The sequence below is a fragment of the Chryseobacterium ureilyticum genome (genome assembly GCF_900156735.1).
Lineage (GTDB): Bacteria > Bacteroidota > Bacteroidia > Flavobacteriales > Weeksellaceae > Chryseobacterium > Chryseobacterium ureilyticum.
This window is the reverse complement of record NZ_FTOL01000003.1, coordinates 488819-513554: the sequence shown is the minus strand read 5'-3', so window position 1 is coordinate 513554 and position 24736 is coordinate 488819. Positions and strand designations below refer to the sequence as shown.

Genomic DNA, 24736 nt, shown 5'->3' with positions numbered 1-24736 from the left:
ATTAAAATTTTGCCCCTTGCAGAAAAGTCAGCAAAGGGCATCGATTGATACGATAAACCAAACGCTTATTTTTCCTTTAAAGGCTGAATGTAACACCTTGCGCGTAGCAGGTTGTTAAGACTTCACAGGGTCAGTTCCCTCCATCTTTCTTTATAAGCCGATCGAAATATGGTTGCAAAGCTATAAACTTTTAGTCTACAAAACAAGTAGACTTATTTGTTTTTCATGATAAATTTTCAAAAATTAACATAAGATTATATTAAAACCCCTTAAAATAAGGACTTACAAAAATTATCACTTTCTTAAACATGACAAATATCATTATTAATAATTCAATGAAGCAAATGTCATACTGAGCAAATATTTTTAACCTTTAATTAAAAAAACTTTTTAATTTTATAGAATGAAAGTTTTGATTATAAATGGTCCTAACCTTAACCTGTTAGGAACCCGAGAACCGGAAATCTATGGAACTGTTTCTATGGAAACTTATTTGGAAAATTTAAAATCCGAATTTGTATCTCATGAAATTCAATATTACCAGTCAAATATTGAAGGGGAAATTATTAATAGATTGCAGAAAGATGATTTTGATGCTGTTGTGATTAACCCCGGAGCTTTCACTCATTATTCTTATGCCATTGCAGATTGTCTGAAAAACATTAGAAAACCTAAAGTTGAGGTTCATATCAGTAATATTTACAAAAGAGAAGAATTCAGACAAAAATCTGTAACTGCTGCCAATACCGATGCTGTTTTATCCGGATTTGGGATGGATGGGTACAGATTGGCTATTATTAGTTTGAAGTAATAACAAATCTTACTCTTTATACAAGATGTAATATTATTTGCTCGCAGATTTAACAGATGAAGCAGATCTTGATTTTCATGTGTTTATTTACAGCGCAAATATCTGCAAAATCTGCGTTATCAGCGAGATATAAAATAAAAAAGCCTCATCAATGATGAGGCTTTCTATTTATAAATATCTGATTAGATAGTTTGTTCTTGCAATTGAGGTCCTGAAGCAATTAATCTCTTACCTTCTTCAGTATCACAGTACTGTTCAAAGTTCTTGATATATCTTGAAGCAAGATCTTTCGCTTTTTCTTCCCATTCTGAAGTATTTTCATAAGTATCTCTAGGATCAAGGATACCTGTAGAAACATTTGGAAGTTCAGTAGGGATTTCAAGATTCATGATTGGAACCTGAGTTTTAGGAGCGTTATCAATAGAACCGTCGATGATAGCATCAATGATTGCTCTTGTATCTTTTAGAGAAATTCTCTTTCCGGTACCATTCCAACCTGTGTTTACCAAATAAGCTTTAGCTCCGTGCTCCTGCATTTTACCGATCAACGTCTTGGAATACATTGTTGGGTGTAATGTAAGAAACGCTTCACCAAATGCCGGAGAGAAAGATGGTTGAGGTTCAGTGATTCCTCTTTCAGTTCCTGCTAATTTTGATGTATAGCCGCAAAGGAAGTGGTATTGTGCCTGATCTTCGTTCAGGATAGAAACCGGAGGAAGTACTCCGAATGCATCAGCTGAAAGGTAAACGATCTTTTTCGCATGACCAGCCTTAGATGGTAATACAATCTTGTTAATATGATAGATTGGATAAGAAACTCTTGTATTTTCAGTGATAGATCCGTCTGTATAATCTGCTACTCCATTGTTAATAACAACGTTTTCAAGAAGTGCATCTCTCTTAATTGCTCTGAAGATATCCGGTTCTTTTTCTTCTGATAAATCAATTACTTTAGCGTAGCATCCACCTTCATAGTTGAATACTCCGTTGTTATCCCAACCGTGCTCGTCATCACCGATAAGGTATCTTTTCGGATCTGCTGACAAAGTAGTTTTTCCTGTTCCTGAAAGACCAAAGAATAAAGCTACATCACCTTTTTCTCCTACGTTTGCAGAACAGTGCATTGAAGCCATACCTTTTAATGGAAGGTAATAGTTCATCATAGCGAACATTCCTTTCTTCATCTCACCTCCGTACCAAGTACCTCCGATGATCTGTAGTTTTTCAGTAAGGTTGAACATAATGAAGTTCTCAGAGTTCAATCCTTGAGCTTCCCAGTTCGGGTTAGTTGTTTTGGAACCATTGATTACTGTGAAATCTGGTTCTCCGAAGTTCTCAAGTTCATAGTGAGAAGGACGGATAAACATGTTTGTAACAAAATGCGCCTGCCATGCTACTTCCACAATAAATCTTACTTTAAGTCTTGTATCTGCATTTGTTCCACAGAAAGCATCTACAACATAAATTTTCTTAGCTTCAGAAAGCTGGCTCATCACTAATTCTTTACAAGACCCGAAAATTTCCGACGTAGTTGGTAAATTTACTTTACCATCCCAGAAAATTGTATCTCTTGTAACATCATCCTGAACAATATATCTGTCTTTAGGTGAACGACCTGTGAAAATTCCTGTTTTTACTGATACCGCGCCCGATTCTGTAAGTTCCGCTTTCTCAAACCCCTGATTTTCAGAAGAAACTTCAGCCTGATATAATTCTTCATAAGAAGGATTATACACTACTTCATAGTTTCCTTTAATCCCTAATTTCTCTAAATCCTGGATGATTTTAGTGTTTTTCATTTTACTTATATTTTCTATTTCTTTATTGACTTCAACAAAAATAATATTAATTATTTGTTAAAGGTGGTTTAAATATACTGATATAAGTCAGAATGACAAATAAAAAAACAGGATTGTAAATTATTGATTATAAATCAATTATATTTGACCATTCAAAAACCGTAGTAAAACCTTTCTCCCAAAAATAGTCTTTATAACCCCCAAATTTGGCACTCATCACGAAATCTCCGCCCCAAGCACCTAAACTTTTGACAAAAGAGGGGCAATCTGAGAATAACCTCTCCTTAACTGTAGGAATTTCAATAAAATCAGAAATTTTTCGCTCATGAATCATCATTAGCTCAGAAAAATTATCCAATTCATTGCATAATAAAATTTTCTTTGTAATATCAGAAAATTCATTTATCAACTCCGGAAATTTATTTTTAGACTTGTAAAGATTGATCCCTTCTCTGCTATCTTGCTTTTGGTTTAAATGGATAAAAATTAATTCGTTTTTAAATGAAGGATTAAAATCTACCTTCTCAAATTTAATCTCAGGTTTGCTCTGGAAAAGCACTGCAGATTTTTCTTTTGCGACTGCAATATCATATCCGCTTCCTCCTAAACTGATAGTATTTAAGTAAAAAGGATCAATTTCTGCCCATTCCGCGAGATTATTCATTAGTGTGGAACTACTTCCAAGACCAAAGTCTGCGGGAAATTGAAGATTTGTCTTTAAATGATATGTAAAATCTTTTTTGAATTTAATAGTAGAAAGCTGCTGAACATTCTTTAATGTCTTTAAAATAAATTCAGCGCTTAAAGGAATATTGGTTTCTAGAATCTGCCAGTTTTTATAATCGATGACAGCTTTCAACCAAGGTTTGTTTTGATGGAGCGCCTCCCAGAAAATCAATGATTGATTATCATCTTTTTCTTCAAAGAAAAACTCTTGTCCCAGCTTGGTAGGTACCGCTAAGACAAGAGCTCCATCTATTGCGAAATATTCTGAAGTAAGCATAAGCTTGCCCGGTGAAAATATCGCGTTCATATTTTTTATTAATTAGATTGCAGAAGTAGCATCTACTGATCCGTCAATTTTTTTGATTAATCCCTGAAGGGTTTTTCCTGGTCCAACTTCTACGAAATTAGATGCACCGTCTTTAATCATATTCTGAACAGACTGTGTCCATTTTACAGGACCTGTAAGCTGAGCAATCAGATTTTGTTTGATCTCATCTGGATTTGTGACAGCTGTAGTAGTGATATTCTGATATACAGGAATCGTTGCTTTTCTGAATTTTGTTTTTTCTATAGCTGCTGCTAGTCTTTCTTGTGCAGGCTGCATCAATGGTGAATGGAAAGCTCCGTTTACCGGTAGTAATAAGGCTCTTTTTGCTCCTGCTTCTTTTAGCTTAGCACAAGCTTCCTCCACTGCTGGAGTTTCTCCTGAAATTACCAATTGTCCTGGGCAGTTATAGTTTGCCGGAACTACAATTCCACTGATTTGAGCACAGATTTCTTCAACTTTAGCATCTTCTAATCCTAGGATTGCTGCCATAGAACTTGGATTTGCATCACAAGCATCCTGCATAGCCTTAGCTCTTTCTGATACTAGTTTCAAACCATCATCAAAAGATAAAACGCCGTTTGCTACCAATGCAGAGAACTCTCCTAAGGAATGTCCTGCTACCATCTCAGCTCCAAGCCCGTTTACTGCTTTTAATGCTGCTACTGAATGTATAAAAATTGAAGGCTGGGTAACCTCTGTTTTCTTAAGATCCGCATCTGTTCCGTGAAACATAATGGAAAGAATGTCGAAACCTAAAATTTCGTTGGCAGATTCCATAAGATCTTTAATATCTTTTCTAGAATCATACAATTCTTTTCCCATTCCTACGAACTGAGAACCCTGACCTGGAAATACAAGTGCTTTCATGTATTGAATTAAATATTATGCAAATATAATTATAATGTTAACAATATTCTGTGTAAGAGTTATAAATCATTAAGGAACTAACCTGATTACTCTGTAACCTGTGTTTACATAAGCACCATTAGCTTTAGATTTTACAAACTCAAATTTTGTTGCAAGCTGAGTCTGAACCTTGTTCATTTGCTTAAAAATTTCTCCTTTTTTATTTTCTCTTGTCAACATATCATTAACAACATCAAATCCTACGATGGCATATTTTGGAGGTGTTTTGCAGTATTTGTTTTTATAAGCTGCAAGGATCTCTTTTTCAAAATTACCGTCCGTATTGATTTTTCTATCCATCAGGTATACTAAGCTAGCCTGGCTCAATTCATCTACTTTCTTTTCGAAAACCGGAGAATAGAACATACTGAATGCTTTTACTCCCTGTACTTCTTTAGAAAGACTTACGATTTTGTTTGCAAAGGCATCCCCCATATCATCATTCGCCAAAATTGCAATAACCGGAGCAGATTGTCCTGTCATCATATTCTGGTCTAATTGAATTTCCGCAGGGGAATTTACAATCACGATATTAGGATTTTTCACAGCTTTTTCAAGTCCTGATTTAATATAGTTTGCATTTTCTTTTTTAGAATCTGCTACTACATATATTTTTTGATCTGAATATACTCCTTTTACTTCTTCTACGATTTTGTCTGCATAGGTTTGATTGTTCGTTTCTACGATAATCAAGTTGCTATAGTTGTACAGTTCCGGTGTATTGGCAAATGGTGCCACCACAGGAATTTTTTGATTTTTAGTAAAATCTAAAACATCAATTACGTTAGACTTAAAGAATGGACCAATAATAAGGTCTGTATTATCAGGATTAATCTGAGTCAGGGAATTTTTGAAAGAAGCTTCATTTCCTGAGTCTACAATTTTAATATCCAATTTCTGCCCTCCTTTTGCATTTCTTTCGATTGCAAGTTTAGCACCTGTCAAAAAGTCAAGAGCCATTGTTCTGTATTGCGTTTCATTGGTACTGTATCCAAAAGGAAGCATTAATACAACACTTAGAGCATCTCCATTTTTCTTAATATATACTGGATCCTGTTTCTTAATCTTTAGAACCATTCCAGCTTTTAATCCTTTTGAAAGATCAGGGTTAAGAGCTATTAATTCATCAATACTTACCCCAAATTTATTCACAATAGAGAATACTGTGTCTCCTTGCTGAACGGTATAAGTAACGTAATCCTCTCCTACAACCACATTATTGGAAACAGTGGAAGTTTTTTCGTTCCCTGAATCCATTTTTTCTTTTGGATTAGCTGTTTCAACAACGGTATCGTTGTTATTTGATCTTTTTATTTTGATGGTCTCACCAGGTTTTAATCCTTTTTCTTCCAATCCTGGATTTAAAGCGTAAAGATCCTGTTGACTGATACCAAACTGTTTTGTAATTCTGTAATAATTATCTTTAGCCTGAATTACATAAGATTCTCCTTCTACAGCAGGTGTAGCAGTTTCTACTTTTTCAACTGGGGTTTCCACATGTTTAGGAGGAGCAACCACCGTTTGCTGATCACCATATTTTTTGATGCTTGCAAGAGGTAAAGTAATTTCGTCACCGATTTTCATGTGAGAATCCAGTTCGGGATTCAATTTTCTTAAATCAGTTTCAGAGATTCGGTATTGTTTTGTAATTCCGTAAATGGTCTGTTTTGGCTGTAAAACTATTTTACCTACAGCAACACCACCAGTGGCATTTACTTTTTCAGCTACGGCAGTTTTTGTTACAACCGGAGTTGCTGCCTTCTCTGATTTTATAGTTAAAACATCTCCGATAGCCAATTTACCATCTTTGTGCTTTGGGTTTAGCTTCAGCAATTCATCTACAGTCATTCCATACTTTTTTGCAATGTTGTAAGGGTTATCGCCTTGTACAACCGTATGTGATTTCTGGGCTGAAACTCCCAAAACCATACATAAACTGGATAGAATAAAAAACCTCTTTATCATATTAGATAATTATAATTTACAAAAATACTTCTTTAAAATTAAATGGCAACAATTATTAATTTGGAATCTTGAACCACCATCTCTTCCAAACAATTTTCAAGCCACGAATACCCATAATCTGAAAAGAATACACTAAAGTTATATACTCTTTCCTGCCATGTTTTAGAAGGGTGAACATCCATAAACAGATTTTCAAGCCTTTCCAATAATTCATTCTGCTTTATTTTCTCAGCATGAAGCAAACGCTTTTTCATTCTTTTGAATGATTTCAATTGTCTTACTTCTTCTGCTTTCACCATATTTCCAAAGGATTTTTCTGTGCTTTCTGCAGATAGTTTTAATTGATTAAAATTATTAACAAGCAGTTCTTCTTTCTCTTCCAGTAATTTTAAAATCGTATTATCTTCTAAAATTTTATGATTGGTAATAGCGGTAAAGTTTTGAAAGAAGTCTTCTATTTTAAGATCCAGTTTTTCAATTTTACCTAATGTTTTCTCTTTAAGGAAAAGCATGGAGTTCCTTGGAATCAAAATCGGGAAAGGAATATTGACTTTTGAAAAATAGTCTTTAAGTTCCAGCCAATACATGATTTCGGCGTTTCCACCAATATATGCAAGATTGGGTAATACTTTTTCCTGATATACGGGACGCATCAATGCATTGGGACTGAATCTTTCAGGATGATTTTCCAGTTCTATCAGAAGTTCTTCTTCTGTAAACTGAATATTTGTGTCTACAACAATATATTTCTGTCCGTTAAAATCAATTCTGTCTCTTGTTTCTGAAAGATAAAAAAGATTAATGTCACGTGGGTTTACCTGAACCTTTCCATATTTTTCAGTCAGTAAGTTCACTTTCTCTTTGGATGTTTTCTGTAAGCTAAAATGAAGCAATTCGTCTTTGAAAACATGTTTTATCTGTTCTTTAAGTTCACTTGAATCTCCATCAAGAATCAGAAGTCCGAATTCAGAGAAAATACGGTTCACAAGAATTTGAATAGCTTGAGTTAAAGTATTTCCTACTTTATAAGCTTCCTTCAACATCAAAATCAATTCTGTCCCAAAAACTGAATCTTTGAATTCATTTTCAAATTCTGAGATAAAATAAGTATCATTAATTTCAATTCTACCTACAGGACCTCCTGATTTTTCGTTGGTTTCGTAGTAATTATTCTCTGTCTTAAAATGATTAATTTCTACAAAATCATGATCTTCTGAAGCCATCCAATATACAGGAACAAAATTGAAATCCGGAAAGTTTTCTTTCAGATAAGTACATGTTTTAATGGTCTGCAAAATTTTATAGACAAAGAAAACAGGTCCTGAAAACAAATTCAACTGATGTCCTGTTGTAATAGTGAATGTATTGGGCAACTTAAGGTTTTCCAGATTTTCTTTTTGCTTTGAAGAAAGGGAAAGACCTGAAAGCTGTTTTTCAAATACTTCTGATAAGATATTTCTTTGCTCTTCAGAAAAGGACTCTTTTTTCAGATGAATCTGTTGGCTAAAGTGATCTAAGGAAAATGTTTTATTTTCAAAACCCTCAATTTTTTGATTCAGAAAATCTTTTACCAATTGAGGTATGCTTTCTATATCGTTAAATGATATTTTATTAATTGTTTTCAACTTGTATAGTTTTTAGTTGAACAGATACCACACAATTCCGATATTCAATCTGAAGTCATATACCGGATAATGCGGAAATGCATATGCTTTGTTATGAGAAATAAAGGTTCCTATCTGTTGTCCTTCTATGAAGAAAAACATTTTTTTAACCTTCATATTAATATATAAATCTGCAATGGGTTGCCCTCCTATGACAAAAGCCTTTGAGTCCGGAAGGAGATATTCGTTAAGAATAGGAGAATAATCTCTTGAACCAAACTTAGAGAAGTAATATACTTTTACCCCAGCCTGGATTTCTGCTGCCTTTTTAAATGCAAGTGTTTGATAGAAAAAGTTAGCTCTTCCGATAAAGCTTGGCATTGGCAATAGATTTTTATTGGTCAATGCATTTTGGAAGTGTAATCTTGTGTTCAGGTGGAATTTACCATAGCTGAATGTTGCGTCTCCTCCGATCTGAGAAATATTCAATGAACTTTCGCTCTGTTTTGGAGCTGCATTGCTATCAAGATAGGTATAGTTATCTATTCTGAAATAATTGGCGAAGATTTCCGTTTTAAACCATTTTAAATTTATACTTCCGCCAAGTTCCATTACGGATTGGTTTTTCGCATCTTCAAGATAATAATTGAATTTGTTGTAAACAGATGTGTTTAACAAGTAGTTGAACGAAGGATAAGCGCTTTGAAAGTTTACTTTTGCATTCACAAAATAATCTTTTATTGGCTCAAACTTCAGATTATTGGTTGTTTTAAGATAACTTTTAAATTGACTTCCATTTGAAAATTCTAAGAATGAATTCAATTGAATTTTGTCCCAAAGTTTTACCTGTAAGTTTCCTACGGCACCAATTCTGTTTTCTTTAAGTTCTTCAGGAAAAGGAACTCCGTTTAATGCAACGACATCTCTTATCCCCAATTTAATGGATTGATAACGAACTCCGGCATCCAACTTGAATTTTTCATTGTTAAAAACCAAGCTTAAAGTATTGCTGAAATTACTTGAATATTTTTTTGTTGTTAAAGGAAATCCATTGACTAATTCTACAGGATCTTTATACCAATATCCCTCCAATGCTCCTTGGTTATAGTAATATTTATTTCCTTGATGAGAAATTGTATGTCTGATGCTGAAAGGAAATTTCTCTGAATTGAAAGGAGTAAACTGATGACTTAAATAATATCTTCTGTAGGCAAATTGCGAGCTGCTTGATTCTAAATTAACCCTGGCATTTTGTCTGTTTTTATAATCACTGCTACCAGCTTGAAACAAATCATCTTCTACGATACCGCCATTTTCCTGGTTATTTACATTTTGGTGAATGTAGTGAGCAAAAAGTTCATAGTTTCCACTTTTTGAAGTATAGTGTCCTGAGAATATTGTATTGTTATTGGCAGACAATGAATTTCTATAAAGACCTTGTGAACGAAGCCCTGTATATTCTAAAGCAAAATTAAACCTTTTACCAATGTTTTGAGTATATGTAGATCTTAAAGCTGCTCCATTTCTCATTGCATTGTGATAGACAAATGCTGCTGTCGGAGTTTTTACATCATAATATTTCACGTCATTTGCTCCCAAAATCATGTAAGATTTATTGGACGGTAATAGAGATAAATTCTGTTCAGCATTCACTTCGAATACTAAAGGATTAAAACCTGACCCGATATTTCCAGGTTGTACTCTTCCAAAGTTATCTGTATTGTTATACTGTGAAAATATATAGGTTTTATCAAATGTCATCACCGTATCGAACACTTTTTTCTCTGAAAACTGCGTCTGATATTGATAATCATTGATAGTGGGTTTAAAAATCTTTAAGGAGTCTTTTTTTCCTGAGTCTATGACAAGTGTATCTTCCGGTTTTGGTTGAGATTTATTATTATCCGGTGTATTAACAACCTGTGCGTGTGCAGCAAAGCCAAAGAAAGTAAGTATGAAAAGTATGTACTTCATTATTCATTATTGTACAGCAAAAATAAGAAATAATAGTAAATAAAAACCCCTGCTTTGAGCAGGGGTTGTATATAATATGATTATATTTTAGTTATAACCAGGGTTTTGTACGCAATTAGGGTTTGCAGATATTTCCTTCAAAGGAATAGGTAGTGTATACCTGTAATCTCCGTTTGGTAGATTTTTTACTGTAATGATATCATCCGTAGGATTTCTATCCATAGAAACACCAGCCACTACAGCTAACCTTTTCAAGTCAATATAACGGTGACCTTCTAATGCAAGTTCAATTCTACGCTCTTTTAAAATGTCAGCATATGCAACTTGAGTACTTGTATAAGTAGGAGTTGTTGGAGTCCCAGCAAAAGTTCTTGCTACTCTTACTTTTTGAATCAAATCATGAGCTGCTGTCATATTTCCTGCTGCCACCTCTGCTTCAGCTAAAATGAAATACATTTCAGATAATCTGAAAACTTTAATATCATTTCTAACTGCAGTACCTGTCTTTCCAGGATATTTATCAATCATCAAAACATCATCACGAGTATCTTGACCTGGCTGATCCCAATCTGGGTTATCCTCAAAAGTAGGATCTACATATGCATACTTTCTAATATCTCCAGGAAGAGCCTCAAATAAATTGTATAAATTTCTTCCCCAGTTCCACATTGGGTTACCATTAATATTAGATGCATTTGTGTTCCATCTTGAACCTATATTTACACCGGCACCTAAAGGAAGTCTGTTAAGAGAGAATATAACTTCTCCGTTATCAGAATCAGCCCACATTCTTCTATATGGGTTGAAAGATCCACCTACAATACCATTTCCATTGGCAGCAGTAACACCTCCATAAAATGCTATATTCCACTTATTAGTTGGCGGTTCAGTAAAGTTACCAGATTGAAATGGTGTTCCATTTGCTTCTGTAACTGGAACTGCAGAGTTCGTACCTGTCATTGGGGTTGCAACCGTAAGAGTTAAACCAGAATTATTGATTACTGTTTCTGCATACTGTTTTGCTAAAGCCATATTTCCTCTATAGAGATTTAAACGAGCTGCAACAGCATTTACAAAATTCTTATCAACAGCATATCTTCTAGCAGTTGTAGAATTTGGTAAAATACCTCTGGCATAATCTAAATCTGCATTAATAAAGTCGTACACATCCTGATTTTTAGCTCTTGGTAATTTAGCATCTGTAGCAGGAACATCTTTCAATAAAATAACGCCTAACGCATTAGGATCTTTCATATCAGTAGAGAAAAAAGTCTCCAACTGAAGATAAGAATACGCTCTAATTGCTCTTGCCTGTGCAAGAATACTATTATACTGAGCTACTTCTGTTGATTTAGGAGTAATTCCTTTTGCCCCTTCAAGTAATCTATTAACTCTATTAATAACTCTGTAATGATTTAACCATATTCCATAGCTAGTTGCTCCAGCAGCAATAGAAGCACTTGATCCTACTGTAGCGGAAGATGCATCTAAGAAATGTCTATGTAATTCATACTCCTGTCCACCACTACCGAAACCAGGCTTTACTTCGTCTGTAAATACGGCTGTAAAATATATTTCTTCTATAGGCTCTAACTGAGCATAAACAGATCCATTTAAAGCATCATTAAGATTGGCTACCGATGTAAATAAATCATCTGGCTGCAATTCTCCTGCCTGTTTAATATCTAACGCATCCTGACAGCTATTCAGAGTGAATCCTACTGTCGATAACGTTGCAACTGTTAATATTGTATTTATTATTCTTTTCATAACTTTTTTCTATTAAAAATCAACATTTAATCCTACTGACACTGTTTTAGGGTTAGGGTATACATTTAACGAAGATGTTGTAACTGGTTCAGGATCAAACCCTTTCCACTTAGTCCATGTATAAATGTTTTCTGCCTGAACAAATACTTTAATACCTCTAACTGGTAATTTTCCTAATTGATCTTTAGTAAAGCTATAACCTAAAGAAACATTTTTAAGTCTGATGAAATCCGTACTCTTTAAGAATCTGTCAGAAGAACCATCTCTACCTGTATTTTCAGCATCTAAAGCTGGAACATCTGTGTTTCTATTATTTGGAGTCCATGCGTTTAATAAATCTGCAGAAACATTATTACCACTTGAATAACTAGGGTTCATAGCCCAAGAAAGTAAGTTGTCATAAATCCATCCTCCTTGTTGGAAAGAGAATAATGTATCTAAGAACCATCCTTTATGTTGGAAGTTAAATCCAAATCCTCCTGTAAATTTTGCATATGGAGACTTCCCTGTACGTCTTCTATCAGTTGTTTGTGGATTCTCTGTAATATTGTCATTAATATCAAGGAATAACATGTTTCCATTATTAGGATTTACACCTACATAAGGATACATAATAAACTGATTAGCTGGACCTCCAATTGCATCTGCAATATCATCTGATATATCCTCATTGTTCATTGAGACAATCTTGTTCGAGTTATAAGCTCCATTTACGAAAATTGACAACTTCGTATTTTCGGTTTTGATAGCGTTATATCTGATTAACCCTTCAACTCCTTTGTTATCAAGAACTCCATCGTTTCCTCTTATATCCCAAACTCCAGTAACTGCAGACCTTTGTAGGTTGTTAAACATTCTTGAAGTTCTCTTTTGATAATAATCAAAGCTACCTTCTACAATACCTTTATAGTTAAAATCAACCCCTACGTTGGTTTGCTTTACTTGCTCCCATCTTAAATAAGGATTCGATAAGTTAGCGAAATTATATCCTAATAGATTTTGATATCCTGAAATACCATTATATAAATCAAGGAAGTTATTTGGAAGCTGAACTAATGGGTTAACATTATTTACTGCTACACCTAAGTTTTGGTTCCCTGTTGTTCCCATTGACGCTCTAAGTTTCAATAATCTGAATCCAGAGTTAGCCATGAAATCTTCTTTATCAATATTCCATCTTAGAGCCACAGACCAGAAAGTCTCCCATCTGTTGGTAGGAAGGAAACGATAAGATCCATCTCTTCTTACCACCCCACTTACACCATATTTGTCTTTATAGTCGTAGTCTAATGTACCAAAGTAAGCTAAAGTTCCAGCAGTAACTTTCGTAGCAAAAATAGTAGGTCTGTAAATGTTTGGTGTATCCGGGTTAAATGGAATATAACCTGTACCCGCTCCAAATTGCCACTGTAAAGGATTTAGTCCATTCTGTGTTTGGCTATTACGATTAACATGAACTTTGATATAATCCATATAAGCCGCAGCTGAAATGGTATGATCACCAAAAGACTTGTTAAATGTAATATTTGTGATACTATTAAAAGTCAAATCCTGTGTTGTATCAAATGTTTCAATACCGGCATATTTTGCTCCTTGACCTCTTGCAACAGAAAGCGCAAGATATCCTTGAGCAGCTCTAGCAAAGATTCTTTCGTATTCTTTATAATCAATCCCAGTTCTATTCCCTACACTTAAATAATCAGTAAGCTTATAGTTAACGTTAGCATTAGCAGAGATACTTAGCTCAGTATATTTATTTCTAATTCCTCCATTAATGTTATCCTGAAGAATCCATTGGGTATTACCTGTAATTGATTGCCCAATATTGTTAAATAATTCTTGCCCACTTGCATATGGAGAAGGAGTTTTATACGTAGAAGAAAGTACACCTCCGAACAATGGGTTCTGTAATGGGTTAGCATTAATTGCTGCATTTTCTTCATCATCTAACTGATTTCTCTTAGAGTAACCTAGTCCTAAAACCGCTCCAAAAGTCAATTTACCATCTTTAGACTTTCCATTAAGGTTATTTCTTAAAGTAAATCTTTTAAAGTCTGTAGATTTTATTGTTCCTTGTTGATCTAGATAACCTAAAGACAAGAAATTATTAATATTCTCACCTCCGCCAGTGATTGATAAATTATGCTGTTGACCAATACCGATTTGAGTAAATTGTTTATTCCAATCTGTATCTACTCCCCAGTTATCAATCTGTTGCTGAGTCATTTTTGCGCCATCACTGGTTCCAAAATTCTTCTGTATTTGTAACTGCTCTTTACCATGTGCCATGTTATAATCAACATTAGGCATTTTACTAAAAGAAGTTAATGCATCATATGATACTTTTAGTCCAGAATTAAATCTTCCTGTTTTAGTCGTAATCACAACAACTCCATTTGCAGCTCTGTTACCATAAATAGCAGTTGCCTGAGCATCTTTTAAAATACTGAAAGTTTCAATATCATAAGAGTTCAAGTTTCTAAACTGAGATCCTGAAGTAATAACACCGTCAATTACATACAAAGGATCTGTAGAACCATTTAATGAACTCATACCTCTAATCAAAATATTGAATTTCCCTGAACCAGGTGAACCAGAACCTGAGTTAACAACAACTCCAGGAGCCGTACCTTGGACGGAATTCAAAACAGAAATGTTAGGTCTGTTTTCTAATGTTTCTGCTCCAACAGTTACCGAAGAAGATGTAGACTTAGCTTTTGTGGATGTTTTACTATATCCCAAAACAACTACTTCCTCAATTTTCGTTTCTTTGTCTTTGGAGTCTTTTTTACCCTCCTGAGCAAATACAGCCTGTCCTGTAAAAAACAAAACACCAGCTGTTAATACACGTAGTTTAACATTCATATTAACAAATTTTAATATATTTTAGAGGCAAATATGTTAATAAATATTAACACTGGCAAATTTTTTATACAGTCCTACAGCATTTTTATTCACAATATTACAAGCTTCACCTACTATATATAGAAGATTCCGTAATTTTCATTCACTCAAATTTAACAAATTTTAAAATCATTAATCAAAACATTAAATTTTAACAATTAATAATCAGTTAGTGTAAAATTATTTATAATCAATCTAAATTACAACAACCCTTATTCTCAACTCATCTTGCTTTTTAAAGTAAAAAATCAATCAGTTAAAGTCTATATATTAGTATTTTACTTAAATAAACAATAAATATTATTTTTCATAAACCTAAAAAAGCATCTCAATACTTCTATTTAGAATAATATATTCTTACTTTTGAAAGAAAAACTAAAAAATCATAATTTTAAAGAATGAAAAAAACAGTCTTAGCCACATTAATTTTAGCAGGTATAAATTTTAGCTTTGCACAAAATACACTTTCAGTAAACGGAGCCACACATACTCAATCAGTATTTGATGGTATAAAATCAACAACAGGCAAAACATTTAAATATGAAGATATTGCTGGTTCCCCTTACTATAGTAAAGACTTTGTCACAGCTAAAATCGCAACAAACTATGAGCAGATACCAGTACGATACAATAGTTATACAGATGAAATAGAATTTAAAAAAAATAACGAAACTCAAGTGCTTCCAAAAAGCGCTGAATTTGCAAGAATTGAAATTTCATCACCTAAGCAAACAATGATTCTAATTGAAACATCAGATGAATTAAGCGGATATTTTTTTGAGCTTGTAAACGGCAAAAATTCTTTGTACAAAAAAATTAAAACAAAGTTTGTAGATGTTGTTCCGGCAGCAAATGGCTACGCAACTGAAAGACCAGCTAATTTCCGTAATCTAGACCCCATATATTACATTAAAACAGAAAAAGGCTTCATTAAGAAACCAAAAAATCAAAAAGAAATCATAGCAGAGTTCCCAGATAAAAAAGATGCTTTAACAGCATTTTTTAAGTCTAATAAGATCAAATTTGACAAAGATGAAGACCTAATCAAATTGGTTACTTTTCTTAATCAGAATTAAGAAAATTTTATAAATTCAAAATAAAAGAAAAAAAATAAGCCGTCTCAATGAGACGGCTTATTTTATAATATATCTGAATAATTATTTCAGCTTTTTCTTAACAGCAACTTCTTCGTAAACTTCAAGAATATCACCGATTTCAATATCATTATAACCTTTCAAGTTAAGACCACATTCGTAACCTTTTGTTACTTCCTTCACATCATCTTTGAAACGCTTCAAGCTTTCAAGCTCACCATCAAACTTAACGATACCATCTCTCAATAGACGTACTTTTGATTGTCTTGTAACTTTTCCGGTAAGAACCATACAACCTGCAATTGATCCAACTTTAGAAATCTTGAATACCTCACGGATTTCAACATTACCAATTACCTGCTCCTGGATTTCCGGAGAAAGCATTCCTTCCATTGCTTCTTTTACTTCATCAATTGCTTTATAGATTACAGAGTAAGTTCTGATTTCAATCTCCTCACGATCTGCAAGTTCTTTAGCATTAGCACCTGCTCTTACGTTGAATCCAATAATAATTGCATCAGATGCAGCCGCTAAGTTGATATCAGATTCCGTGATCTGTCCTACACCTGAGTGAAGAATTTTCACGCTGATCTCTTCAGTTGATAATCTTTGTAACTGATCAGAAAGTGCCTCTACTGAACCATCCACGTCACCTTTAAGGATAATATTCAATTCTTTGAATTCTCCTAAAGCAATACGTCTACCTAATTCCTCAAGTGTTGTATGTTTTTTCGTTCTGATAGAAAGTTCTCTCTGAAGCTGTTCTCTCTTATTTGCAATCGCTTTACCTTCACTTTCGTCAGCATATACACGGAATTTATCACCAGCTGTTGGCGCCCCGTCTAATCCTAGGATTGTTGCCGGAATTGAAGGACCTGCTTCTGCAAGATTTTTTCCTCTTTCATCAAGTAAAGCTTTTACTTTACCATGATTTTTACCTGCTACCACATAGTCTCCTACTCTTAAGGTTCCGGTTTGTACTAACATTGTAGCAACATAACCTCTACCTTTATCTAGAGATGCTTCAATAACAACACCATTTGCCGAACGCTCTGGATTCGCTTTTAGTTCAAGCATTTCAGCCTGTAATAAAACTTTCTCCAATAATACGTCAACATTATTACCAAACTTAGCTGAAATTTCCTGTGCCTGAACGTTTCCACCCCATTCTTCAACTAAAACCGGAGGATTTAAACCTGAAAGCTGTTGACGGATGTTGTCCGGATTAGCATTTGGCTTATCAACCTTGTTAATTGCAATAATCATTGGCACTTGTGCCGCTTGAGCGTGGGCAATTGCTTCTTTCGTCTGTGGCATTACATCATCATCGGCAGCAATTACAATAATCGCAATATCCGTGATCTGTGCACCTCTCGCTCTCATCGCCGTAAAGGCTTCGTGACCTGGAGTATCTAAGAATGTAATTCTCTGACCGTTTTCCAATTTCACATTATAAGCACCGATATGCTGTGTAATACCTCCTGATTCACCTGCAATTACGTTTGTTTTTCTAACGTAATCCAGTAATGAAGTTTTACCGTGGTCAACGTGTCCCATTACAGTAACTACTGGTGCTCTTGACACTAAGCTTTCTTCAGAATCAATTTCATCTTCCGCATCTGTATCTTCAAGATCAGCATCAGAGAATTCAATTTTGTATCCGAATTCATCTGCTACTAATAATAAAGTATCCGCTTCTAATCTTTGGTTCATGGTAACCATTACCCCAAGTGAGAAACAAGCAGAAATTACTTCTGTTGGAGAAACATTCATTAAGCTTGCCAATTCACCTACAGTAATAAATTCCGTTACTTTAAGTGTTCTGTCTTGTGCTTCAAGCTCCTGTTGACGCTCATCCTGTTCTCTACGGAAAGTTCTCTTATCTTTTCTGTGTTTTGCAGATTTAGATTTACCTCCTTTATTGGTAAGTTTTTCTAAGGTTTCCTTGATCTGGTTTTTAACTTGTTCGTCAGTTAATTCAACTGGCATAACTCTTTGACCAGGTCTGTTGTTTTGTCCACCTTTCTTGAATCCACCACCTTGTCCACCTGGACGGTTTCCTCCTTGGTTATTTCCGAAACGGTTTCCTCCTTGACCACCTTGACCTTGTGGACGATTTCCTTGTCCACCCTGACCTTGACGGTTTCCACCTTGTCCACCACCATTGTTATTGTGTGGACGGTTTCCTTGACCTCCTTGGTTATTATTTCCAGAGTTTTGATTGTTTCCACCTTGACCTTGGTTATTCTGACCTCCGCCCGGTTTTTCAATTCTCTTTCTTTTCTTTTTTGCTCCAGCACCTGGTTTTGGTGCAAACTGAGTTAAGTCGATCTTTTCACCTACGATCTTAGGACCATCAAGTTTCTGATAAACTGTTTCAATTTTTTGTGGTTCCTGAGACTCTGGTTCAGCCTCAGCTTTTGGAGTCTCTACTTTTTTCTCTTCTACCACTACAGGTTTTGGAGTTTCTTTTACTGGTTCCACTGGTTTTATATCTTCTTTTTTCTCCTCCATTTTTGGTTTGTCTTTTTTCACAGGTCTATTTCTAGATTCTATCTGAGACAAATCAATTTTATCCAAAACCTTAAATTCCTGCTTTTCTGGAACTGCTTTCACTTCCGGTTCTTCTTTCACGATTTCTTCTTTCTTTTCTTCAACCGGTGTTACTACAGGAGCAGCAGGGGTTTCTTCCACCTCAGGTTTAGTAGGTTCCAAATCTATTTTACCTAAAATTTTAGTTTCTGGTTTATTTGCTTTAGCTCTTATCACTTCAGGGGTTTTCTTTTCTTCAATTTCCAGCTTTTCTTCCGGAACTTTAGTGATCACCACCTCATGGGAAGCCTTTCGTTGTTCGCCATCTTTAGCAAACTCAGCCTCCAATGCAGAATATGCCGATTCTTCCAATTGAGCGTTAGGATTGCTTTCAACCTCGAATCCTTTAGACTGTAAAAATTCTACTAATCTGGACATCGAAATGTTGAATTCCTTAACCGCTTTATTTAATCTAATTTTTGGCATCTATATTATTTACTGTTTTTTAATTTTTAAAATTAAAGTATTTCTTTTTTACTGTTTATTAAGATTTATTTTAAATCTTAATCTTCAAATTCTTCTCTCAGAATACGTTTAACCTCTTCGATTGTTTCTTCTTCAAGGTCTACCATATTTAAAAGACTCTCAGTTTCTTTATCCAATACTGATTTTGCAGTTGTAAGTCCTACTTTCTTAAACTCATCCAAAATCCACTGCTCGATATCGTCATTAAATTCTCTCAATTCAACATCGTCATCCTCGCTGGACTCTCTGTATACATCAATTTCATATCCTGACAACCAAGAAGCTAGTCTGATATTCTGTCCTTGTTTTCCAATTACTTTAGAAATCTCTTCAACAGGAGTATATACTAGCGCATAGGTAGTATCTTCGTTGATGTCAATTTTATTGATGGTAACATTTCCTAAAGCTCTCTTCACCAAAATTTCAGGATTTTTAGACCACTGAATAACATCGATGTTTTCATTTCTCAACTCTCTTACAACCCCATGAATTCTGGATCCTTTTACCCCAACACAAGCTCCTACAGGATCAATTCTGTCATCATAAGCATCTACTGCAATTTTCGCCTTTTCTCCAGGGATTCTCACTACCTTTTTCAAGATAATTGTTCCATCCTGGATCTCAGGAATTTCCAGCTCTAATAACTTCTCAAGGAACTTAGGTGCAGTTCTGGAAATAATAATCTGTGGTTTTGAACCTTTAAAATCTACTGTTTCAACAATAGCTCTGATATTCTCACCCTTTTTAAAGAAATCGGATGGGATCTGGTTTTCTTTCGGTAGAATGAATTCGTTCCCTTCATCATCCAACAAAATCACGTGCTTGTGACGGATATGGTGAATTTCTCCTACTACAATCTCCCCAATTTTATCTCTAAACTGTTCGTACAGCATAGCATTATTGTGTTCCTGAAGTTTTGTAGCCAGGATTTGCTTAAGAGTAAGAATATTTCTTCTTCCTAACTGAGCAACAGGAATTTCCATTGTAAAGTCCTCACCTACTTCGAAAGTAGGGTCAATCTTCTTTGCTTCAGAAATTTCAATTTCCAAATCATCATCTTCAGACATTTCGTCCTCTACAATTGTTTTATTTAAAAATATCTGAAAATCTCCTTTATCCGGGTTCACAATTACATCAAAATGATCATCTGAATCAAATCTTTTTCTCAAAAGTGTCTTCAGTGAATCTTCAATAATTGCCATAAGATCAATTTTACTGATCCCCTTTTCGTCTTTAAAATCACCAAAGGATTCAATCAACGCTATATTATCCATCTATTCTTTTTTCTTTTTTAAAATTTAATTACTACTAATGCTTTTTTGATCTCAGAGTAAGGAATTTCCTTTTCCTCCTCCACATCTACCTTTCCTTTTCCGATATCTTTCGGCTTGCGGTAACGTAAAATAAGTGTGATCTTATCTTCATCTGCCTTTGACAGCTCTCCTTCAATTTTAGAAGAATCTTCAAGCATTACTTCGATCTCTCTTCCTAAATTCTTGTTAAACTGTCTTGGAGTAGATAATGGCTCACTTAATCCTGCAGACATCACCTGAAGGCTAAAGTCATGCTCTTCACGATCCATATTGAATTCTATTGCACGGCTCGCGTCAAGGCAGTCTTGCAAAGAAACTCCATTATCACCATCTAAAATCACTGTAATGTCATCCCCTGTAGAGATCTTAAGATCAATAAGAAACAGATCTTTTCTGGTCTCAAGGAATTCATTTAATAATTCTTCAATTCTTTTTTTAAACTCCATACATTCTTTTATCTTGATTTACAGTACGAAAAAAGGCTTTCTTGCGAAGCCTTCCCATTTTTTCCGTAAATCCATTGCAAATATACGCTTTTTTTCTAAAAAAGCAAAATTATCTTATTATCAGACAAATAGCGCAACGTTCATTTACAATAAATTAAAGAAGCGCGTGAAAGTATTTTTATTATTTTTGTCTTTGAATTTTAAAAACAAACATTTTGAATATAACGATTGTAGGAACAGGTTATGTAGGACTGGTTACAGGAACTACTCTTGCAGAGCTTGGCAATTCAGTATACTGTGTTGATATTGATGAAAAAAAAGTAGAAGGTATGAAAAGCGGCGTAGTTCCCATCTATGAGCCGAACCTTGAGGAAATGTTTCTTAGAAATATCCAATCTGAAAGATTATTCTTCACTACAAATCTTAAAGAAGCCTTAGACAAAAGCGAAGTTATATATCTGGCGCTTCCTACCCCTCCGGGAGAAGACGGATCTGCGGACCTTTCTTATGTATTAAAGGTAGCCAATGACATCGGCGAAATGATGACGGAATATAAAGTAATTGTCAATAAAAGCACAGTACCCGTAGGAACTGCTGATAAAGTAAGAGAAGCTATTTCCTCTAAAACAGATATCCCTTTTGATGTAGTTTCGAATCCTGAATTTTTAAGGGAAGGCTTTGCCGTTGAAGACTCAATGAATCCCTCAAGAGTTGTAGTAGGAGCCAGTTCTGATAAAGCGAAAGACATCATGGCTAAAATTTACCAGCCATTTACGAATACCGGTATTCCTATTATTTTCATGGATGAAAAATCATCTGAGCTTACAAAATATGCTGCAAACTCATTTTTGGCGGTGAAAATCACTTTCATGAATGAGATTGCCAATTATTGCGAAAAGGTAGGTGCTGATGTAGACAAAGTAAGACTTGGAATGGGAAGCGATGACAGAATTGGACACAGATTCCTCTTTCCTGGAATCGGATATGGAGGCAGCTGTTTTCCTAAGGATGTAAAGGCACTTATTAAATCCGGTAAGCAAGAAGATTTTAACTTCCAAATCCTAGAAGCTACAGAAAATGTAAATACAACTCAAAAGGTAATCCTTGTTTCTGAAATTGAAAAATATTTTGATGGAAACCTTGCAGGAAAGAAAATCGCATTGTGGGGACTTGCCTTCAAAGCTAATACAGATGACATCAGAGAAGCATCTTCTTTGGACAATATTGCTCTTTTATTAAAAAAGGGCGCAAAAATTGTAGCATATGACACCATTGCAGAAACCAATGTTCAAAAAATCCTTGGTGACAGCATACAATATGCAAAGGGAATGTATGACGCATTAGAAGATGCAGACGCATTACTTATTGCGACAGAGTGGCCGGAATTCAAAAATCCCAATTTTGAGCTTATGGCTAAGAGAATGAAAAATAAAGTTATTTTTGACGGAAGAAATATGTATCCTCTGGAAATTCCAGAGCAAAATGGATTTTATTATAAAAGTATAGGTAGAAAAACAATATTAAAATAGATAAATGAAAAATATAATTATTACAGGAGGTGCTGGATTTATTGGATCCCATGTTGTAAGAGAGTTTGTAAAAAATAATCCGGATAGCATGATTATTAATCTTGACGCGCTTACTTATGCAGGAAATCTTGAGAATTTAAAAGATATTGAAAATGAGCCTAACTACGTTTTCGAAAGAGCTGACATTACCAGCCCAGAAGAGCTAAGAAAGGTTTTTGAAAAGTACAATCCTGATGCGGTGGTTCATTTAGCTGCGGAAAGCCATGTTGACAGAAGTATTACCGATCCAATGGCATTCATAAATACCAATGTAAATGGGACGGCAAACCTACTTAATCTTTGTAAAGAGTTCTGGACATTAAACCAAGATCATACTCACGGTAGATTCCCTGATGAGAAAAGAACCAACCTATTCTACCATGTTTCTACAGATGAAGTATACGGAAGCTTAGGAGAAACAGGGTTCTTCCTTGAAACAACATCTTATGATCCTCAATCTCCATATTCAGCTTCTAAAGCAGCATCTGACCATTTGGTGAGATCATATGGAAACACTTACGGAATGCCATTCATTGTTTCAAATTGTTCAAACAATTATGGACCGAACCACTTTCCAGAAAAACTGATTCCTCTTTGTATTTCAAATATTATCAATGAAAAACCTTTGCCAATTTATGGTGATGGAAAATATACCAGAGATTGGTTATTCGTAATTGATCATGCCAGAGCAATTCACCAGATTTTTAACGAAGCAAAAACAGGAGAAACTTACAATATCGGAGGCTTCAATGAGTGGCAGAATATTGATCTTGTAAAAGAACTAATCAAACAGATGGATGCTAAACTTGGAAAACCAGCAGGTCATTCTGAAAAGCTTATCACATTTGTAAAAGACAGACCAGGCCATGACAAGCGTTATGCAATTGACGCTACTAAATTAAATAAAGATCTAGGCTGGAAACCATCTGTAACTTTTGAAGAAGGGTTAGGAAAAACAATTGATTGGTACCTTGAAAACAAAGAATGGTTAGAAAATGTGACCAGCGGAGATTATCAGAAATATTACGAAAACCAATATAACTAATCAGATAATGAAGCATATTTTTCTATTGCTTTTTATAACTGTATCTTCTTTAGCTGGCGCACAGTCGATCCCGCCGCCGGCTATGTCTAATTCATATCAATAAAAACTGATTGATGAATTTATAGAAGTTTCACATTATATTATAAAGAAGCATTGATTAATTATGCAAAAGAATATTAGAGCTTAAAATGTTCAATTATTCGGTAGATCCTCCTAAAGAATTACTGACAAAGGAACAAGCCAGCTCAATCATCAAAAAAATTTGATTTTGATGATTTTAAAATTTCATTATACAGTTCATTCTCTTTCATACCAGAAAACAATTATATAGATTTGAATGTTAAGAATGAAATGGACTATACAATAGAGAATATCAAATAATAAAAAGATGAAAGGAATAATATTAGCCGGAGGATCCGGAACAAGACTTTACCCTCTAACGATTGCTGTAAGCAAGCAGCTTATGCCTGTTTATGACAAACCCATGATTTACTATCCGCTTTCTACGCTTCTTTTGGCTGGAATAAAGGATATTCTTATTATTACAACACCGCACGATCAAGAAGGTTTCATCAAACTTTTAGGTGATGGCTCTCAGATTGGCTGCAATATAGAATACATTGTACAACCTAGCCCAGATGGACTGGCACAAGCATTTATTCTGGGGGATAAATTTATAGGAAATGACCCTGCCGCGCTTGTATTAGGTGATAATATTTTCTACGGCTCTGAAATGGGGACTTTATTAAAAAACAAAACTAATCCAGAGGGAGGAGTTGTTTTTGCTTATCACGTTGCGGATCCTGAAAGATATGGCGTGGTAGAATTTGATGACAATTTAAAAGCTATTTCTATTGAGGAGAAGCCTTTACAACCAAAGTCAAATTATGCTGTCCCAGGACTTTATTTCTATGACAATGATGTGGTAGAAATCGCTAAGAACATACAGCCTTCAGCCAGGGGTGAGCTTGAAATCACAGACATCAACAATGTCTATCTGAAAAATGGCAAACTGGAAGTAGGTGTTCTGGACAGAGGTACCGCATGGCTCGATACAGGGACTTTTGACTCCTTACATGATGCATCTGAGTTTGTAAGTGTTATCGAAAAAAGACAAGGGTTTAAAATCGGATGTATTGAAGAAATTGCTTTCCGTAATAAATTCATTAATGAAGAAAAATTATTGGAAACAGCAGTTAAATATGGCAAAAGCGGCTATGGTGAATACCTGAAGCAACTTGTTAGAAAATAACAATATAATTTATAAAATTTACAGACTATTGACTTTACAGTCAATAGTTTTTTTGTCATAACAACAAATATCAATATATTAGTTGTAATTTTTAGGTTTATGTAAACAATAATTCACAAACTCAAAAAGCATGGTAAGAATTAATTATTATAAATTTGTAAAAACCTTACACAG

The 24736-nt window shown here is 34.6% G+C and carries 16 protein-coding genes and 1 riboswitch; of the genes, 5 read left to right on the top strand and 11 right to left on the bottom strand.

Annotated elements, in window-relative coordinates; genetic code table 11:
* Window positions 1-62 precede the first annotated feature (62 nt).
* Window positions 63-159, bottom strand: a riboswitch (SAM riboswitch).
* A gap of 244 nt (window positions 160-403) precedes the next feature.
* Entirely contained in the window at window positions 404-811 is a 408-nt protein-coding gene (locus BW983_RS12055) for a type II 3-dehydroquinate dehydratase (protein WP_076552185.1), read from the top strand.
* Between the two features lie 182 nt (window positions 812-993).
* Here the strand turns inward: BW983_RS12055 and pckA are convergent, their stop codons facing one another.
* The 8 genes from pckA to BW983_RS12015 form a co-directional block, all read right to left on the bottom strand.
* A complete protein-coding gene (gene pckA / locus BW983_RS12050) occupies window positions 994-2610 on the bottom strand; it encodes a phosphoenolpyruvate carboxykinase (ATP) (RefSeq protein WP_076552184.1) in 1617 nt (538 codons plus the stop codon).
* A 127-nt stretch (window positions 2611-2737) separates the two neighbouring features.
* Window positions 2738-3643: a GYDIA family GHMP kinase gene (locus tag BW983_RS12045; RefSeq protein ID WP_076552183.1), complete on the bottom strand. Its 906-nt coding sequence runs from the start codon at window positions 3641-3643 to the stop codon at window positions 2738-2740.
* A 12-nt stretch (window positions 3644-3655) separates the two neighbouring features.
* Window positions 3656-4531, bottom strand: coding sequence for an ACP S-malonyltransferase (fabD, locus tag BW983_RS12040; protein WP_076552182.1), 876 nt, complete (start codon window positions 4529-4531; stop codon window positions 3656-3658).
* A 69-nt stretch (window positions 4532-4600) separates the two neighbouring features.
* A complete protein-coding gene (locus BW983_RS12035) occupies window positions 4601-6535 on the bottom strand; it encodes a LysM peptidoglycan-binding domain-containing protein (protein ID WP_076552181.1) in 1935 nt (644 codons plus the stop codon).
* Between the two features lie 38 nt (window positions 6536-6573).
* Window positions 6574-8160, bottom strand: coding sequence for a bacillithiol biosynthesis cysteine-adding enzyme BshC (gene bshC / locus BW983_RS12030; RefSeq protein ID WP_076552180.1), 1587 nt, complete (start codon window positions 8158-8160; stop codon window positions 6574-6576).
* A gap of 12 nt (window positions 8161-8172) precedes the next feature.
* A complete protein-coding gene (locus tag BW983_RS12025; protein WP_076552179.1) occupies window positions 8173-10113 on the bottom strand; it encodes a putative porin in 1941 nt (646 codons plus the stop codon).
* Window positions 10114-10200: 87 nt separating this feature from the next.
* Complete coding sequence (locus BW983_RS12020; protein ID WP_076552178.1) at window positions 10201-11883, bottom strand: RagB/SusD family nutrient uptake outer membrane protein; 1683 nt, start codon at window positions 11881-11883, stop codon at window positions 10201-10203.
* A gap of 12 nt (window positions 11884-11895) precedes the next feature.
* Window positions 11896-14748 (bottom strand): SusC/RagA family TonB-linked outer membrane protein, encoded by a 2853-nt coding sequence (locus tag BW983_RS12015; RefSeq protein ID WP_076552177.1) that lies wholly within the window; start codon window positions 14746-14748, stop codon window positions 11896-11898.
* A gap of 437 nt (window positions 14749-15185) precedes the next feature.
* On the opposite strand from BW983_RS12015, the gene BW983_RS12010 reads away from it, so the two are divergent.
* Window positions 15186-15863 carry a hypothetical protein gene (locus BW983_RS12010; protein WP_076552176.1) on the top strand — a complete coding sequence of 226 codons (678 nt, stop codon included), beginning with the start codon at window positions 15186-15188 and terminating at the stop codon, window positions 15861-15863.
* 81 nt (window positions 15864-15944) lie between these two features.
* Here BW983_RS12010 and infB read toward each other — a convergent pair whose 3' ends face one another.
* The 3 genes from infB to rimP form a co-directional block, all read right to left on the bottom strand.
* Entirely contained in the window at window positions 15945-18899 is a 2955-nt protein-coding gene (gene infB / locus BW983_RS12005; RefSeq protein WP_076552175.1) for a translation initiation factor IF-2, read from the bottom strand.
* Between the two features lie 77 nt (window positions 18900-18976).
* Window positions 18977-20212 carry a transcription termination factor NusA gene (gene nusA, locus BW983_RS12000; RefSeq protein WP_076552174.1) on the bottom strand — a complete coding sequence of 412 codons (1236 nt, stop codon included), beginning with the start codon at window positions 20210-20212 and terminating at the stop codon, window positions 18977-18979.
* 17 nt (window positions 20213-20229) lie between these two features.
* Window positions 20230-20697 (bottom strand): ribosome assembly cofactor RimP, encoded by a 468-nt coding sequence (gene rimP / locus BW983_RS11995; RefSeq protein WP_076552173.1) that lies wholly within the window; start codon window positions 20695-20697, stop codon window positions 20230-20232.
* Between the two features lie 215 nt (window positions 20698-20912).
* On the opposite strand from rimP, the gene BW983_RS11990 reads away from it, so the two are divergent.
* The 3 genes from BW983_RS11990 (at window position 20913) to rfbA (ending at window position 24562) form a co-directional block, all read left to right on the top strand.
* Window positions 20913-22226 carry a UDP-glucose dehydrogenase family protein gene (locus BW983_RS11990; protein WP_076552172.1) on the top strand — a complete coding sequence of 438 codons (1314 nt, stop codon included), beginning with the start codon at window positions 20913-20915 and terminating at the stop codon, window positions 22224-22226.
* 4 nt (window positions 22227-22230) lie between these two features.
* Window positions 22231-23310, top strand: a complete 1080-nt coding sequence (rfbB, locus tag BW983_RS11985; protein WP_076552171.1) for a dTDP-glucose 4,6-dehydratase — start codon at window positions 22231-22233, stop codon at window positions 23308-23310.
* 388 nt (window positions 23311-23698) lie between these two features.
* Window positions 23699-24562 (top strand): glucose-1-phosphate thymidylyltransferase RfbA, encoded by an 864-nt coding sequence (gene rfbA / locus BW983_RS11975; protein ID WP_076552170.1) that lies wholly within the window; start codon window positions 23699-23701, stop codon window positions 24560-24562.
* Window positions 24563-24736 lie beyond the last annotated feature (174 nt).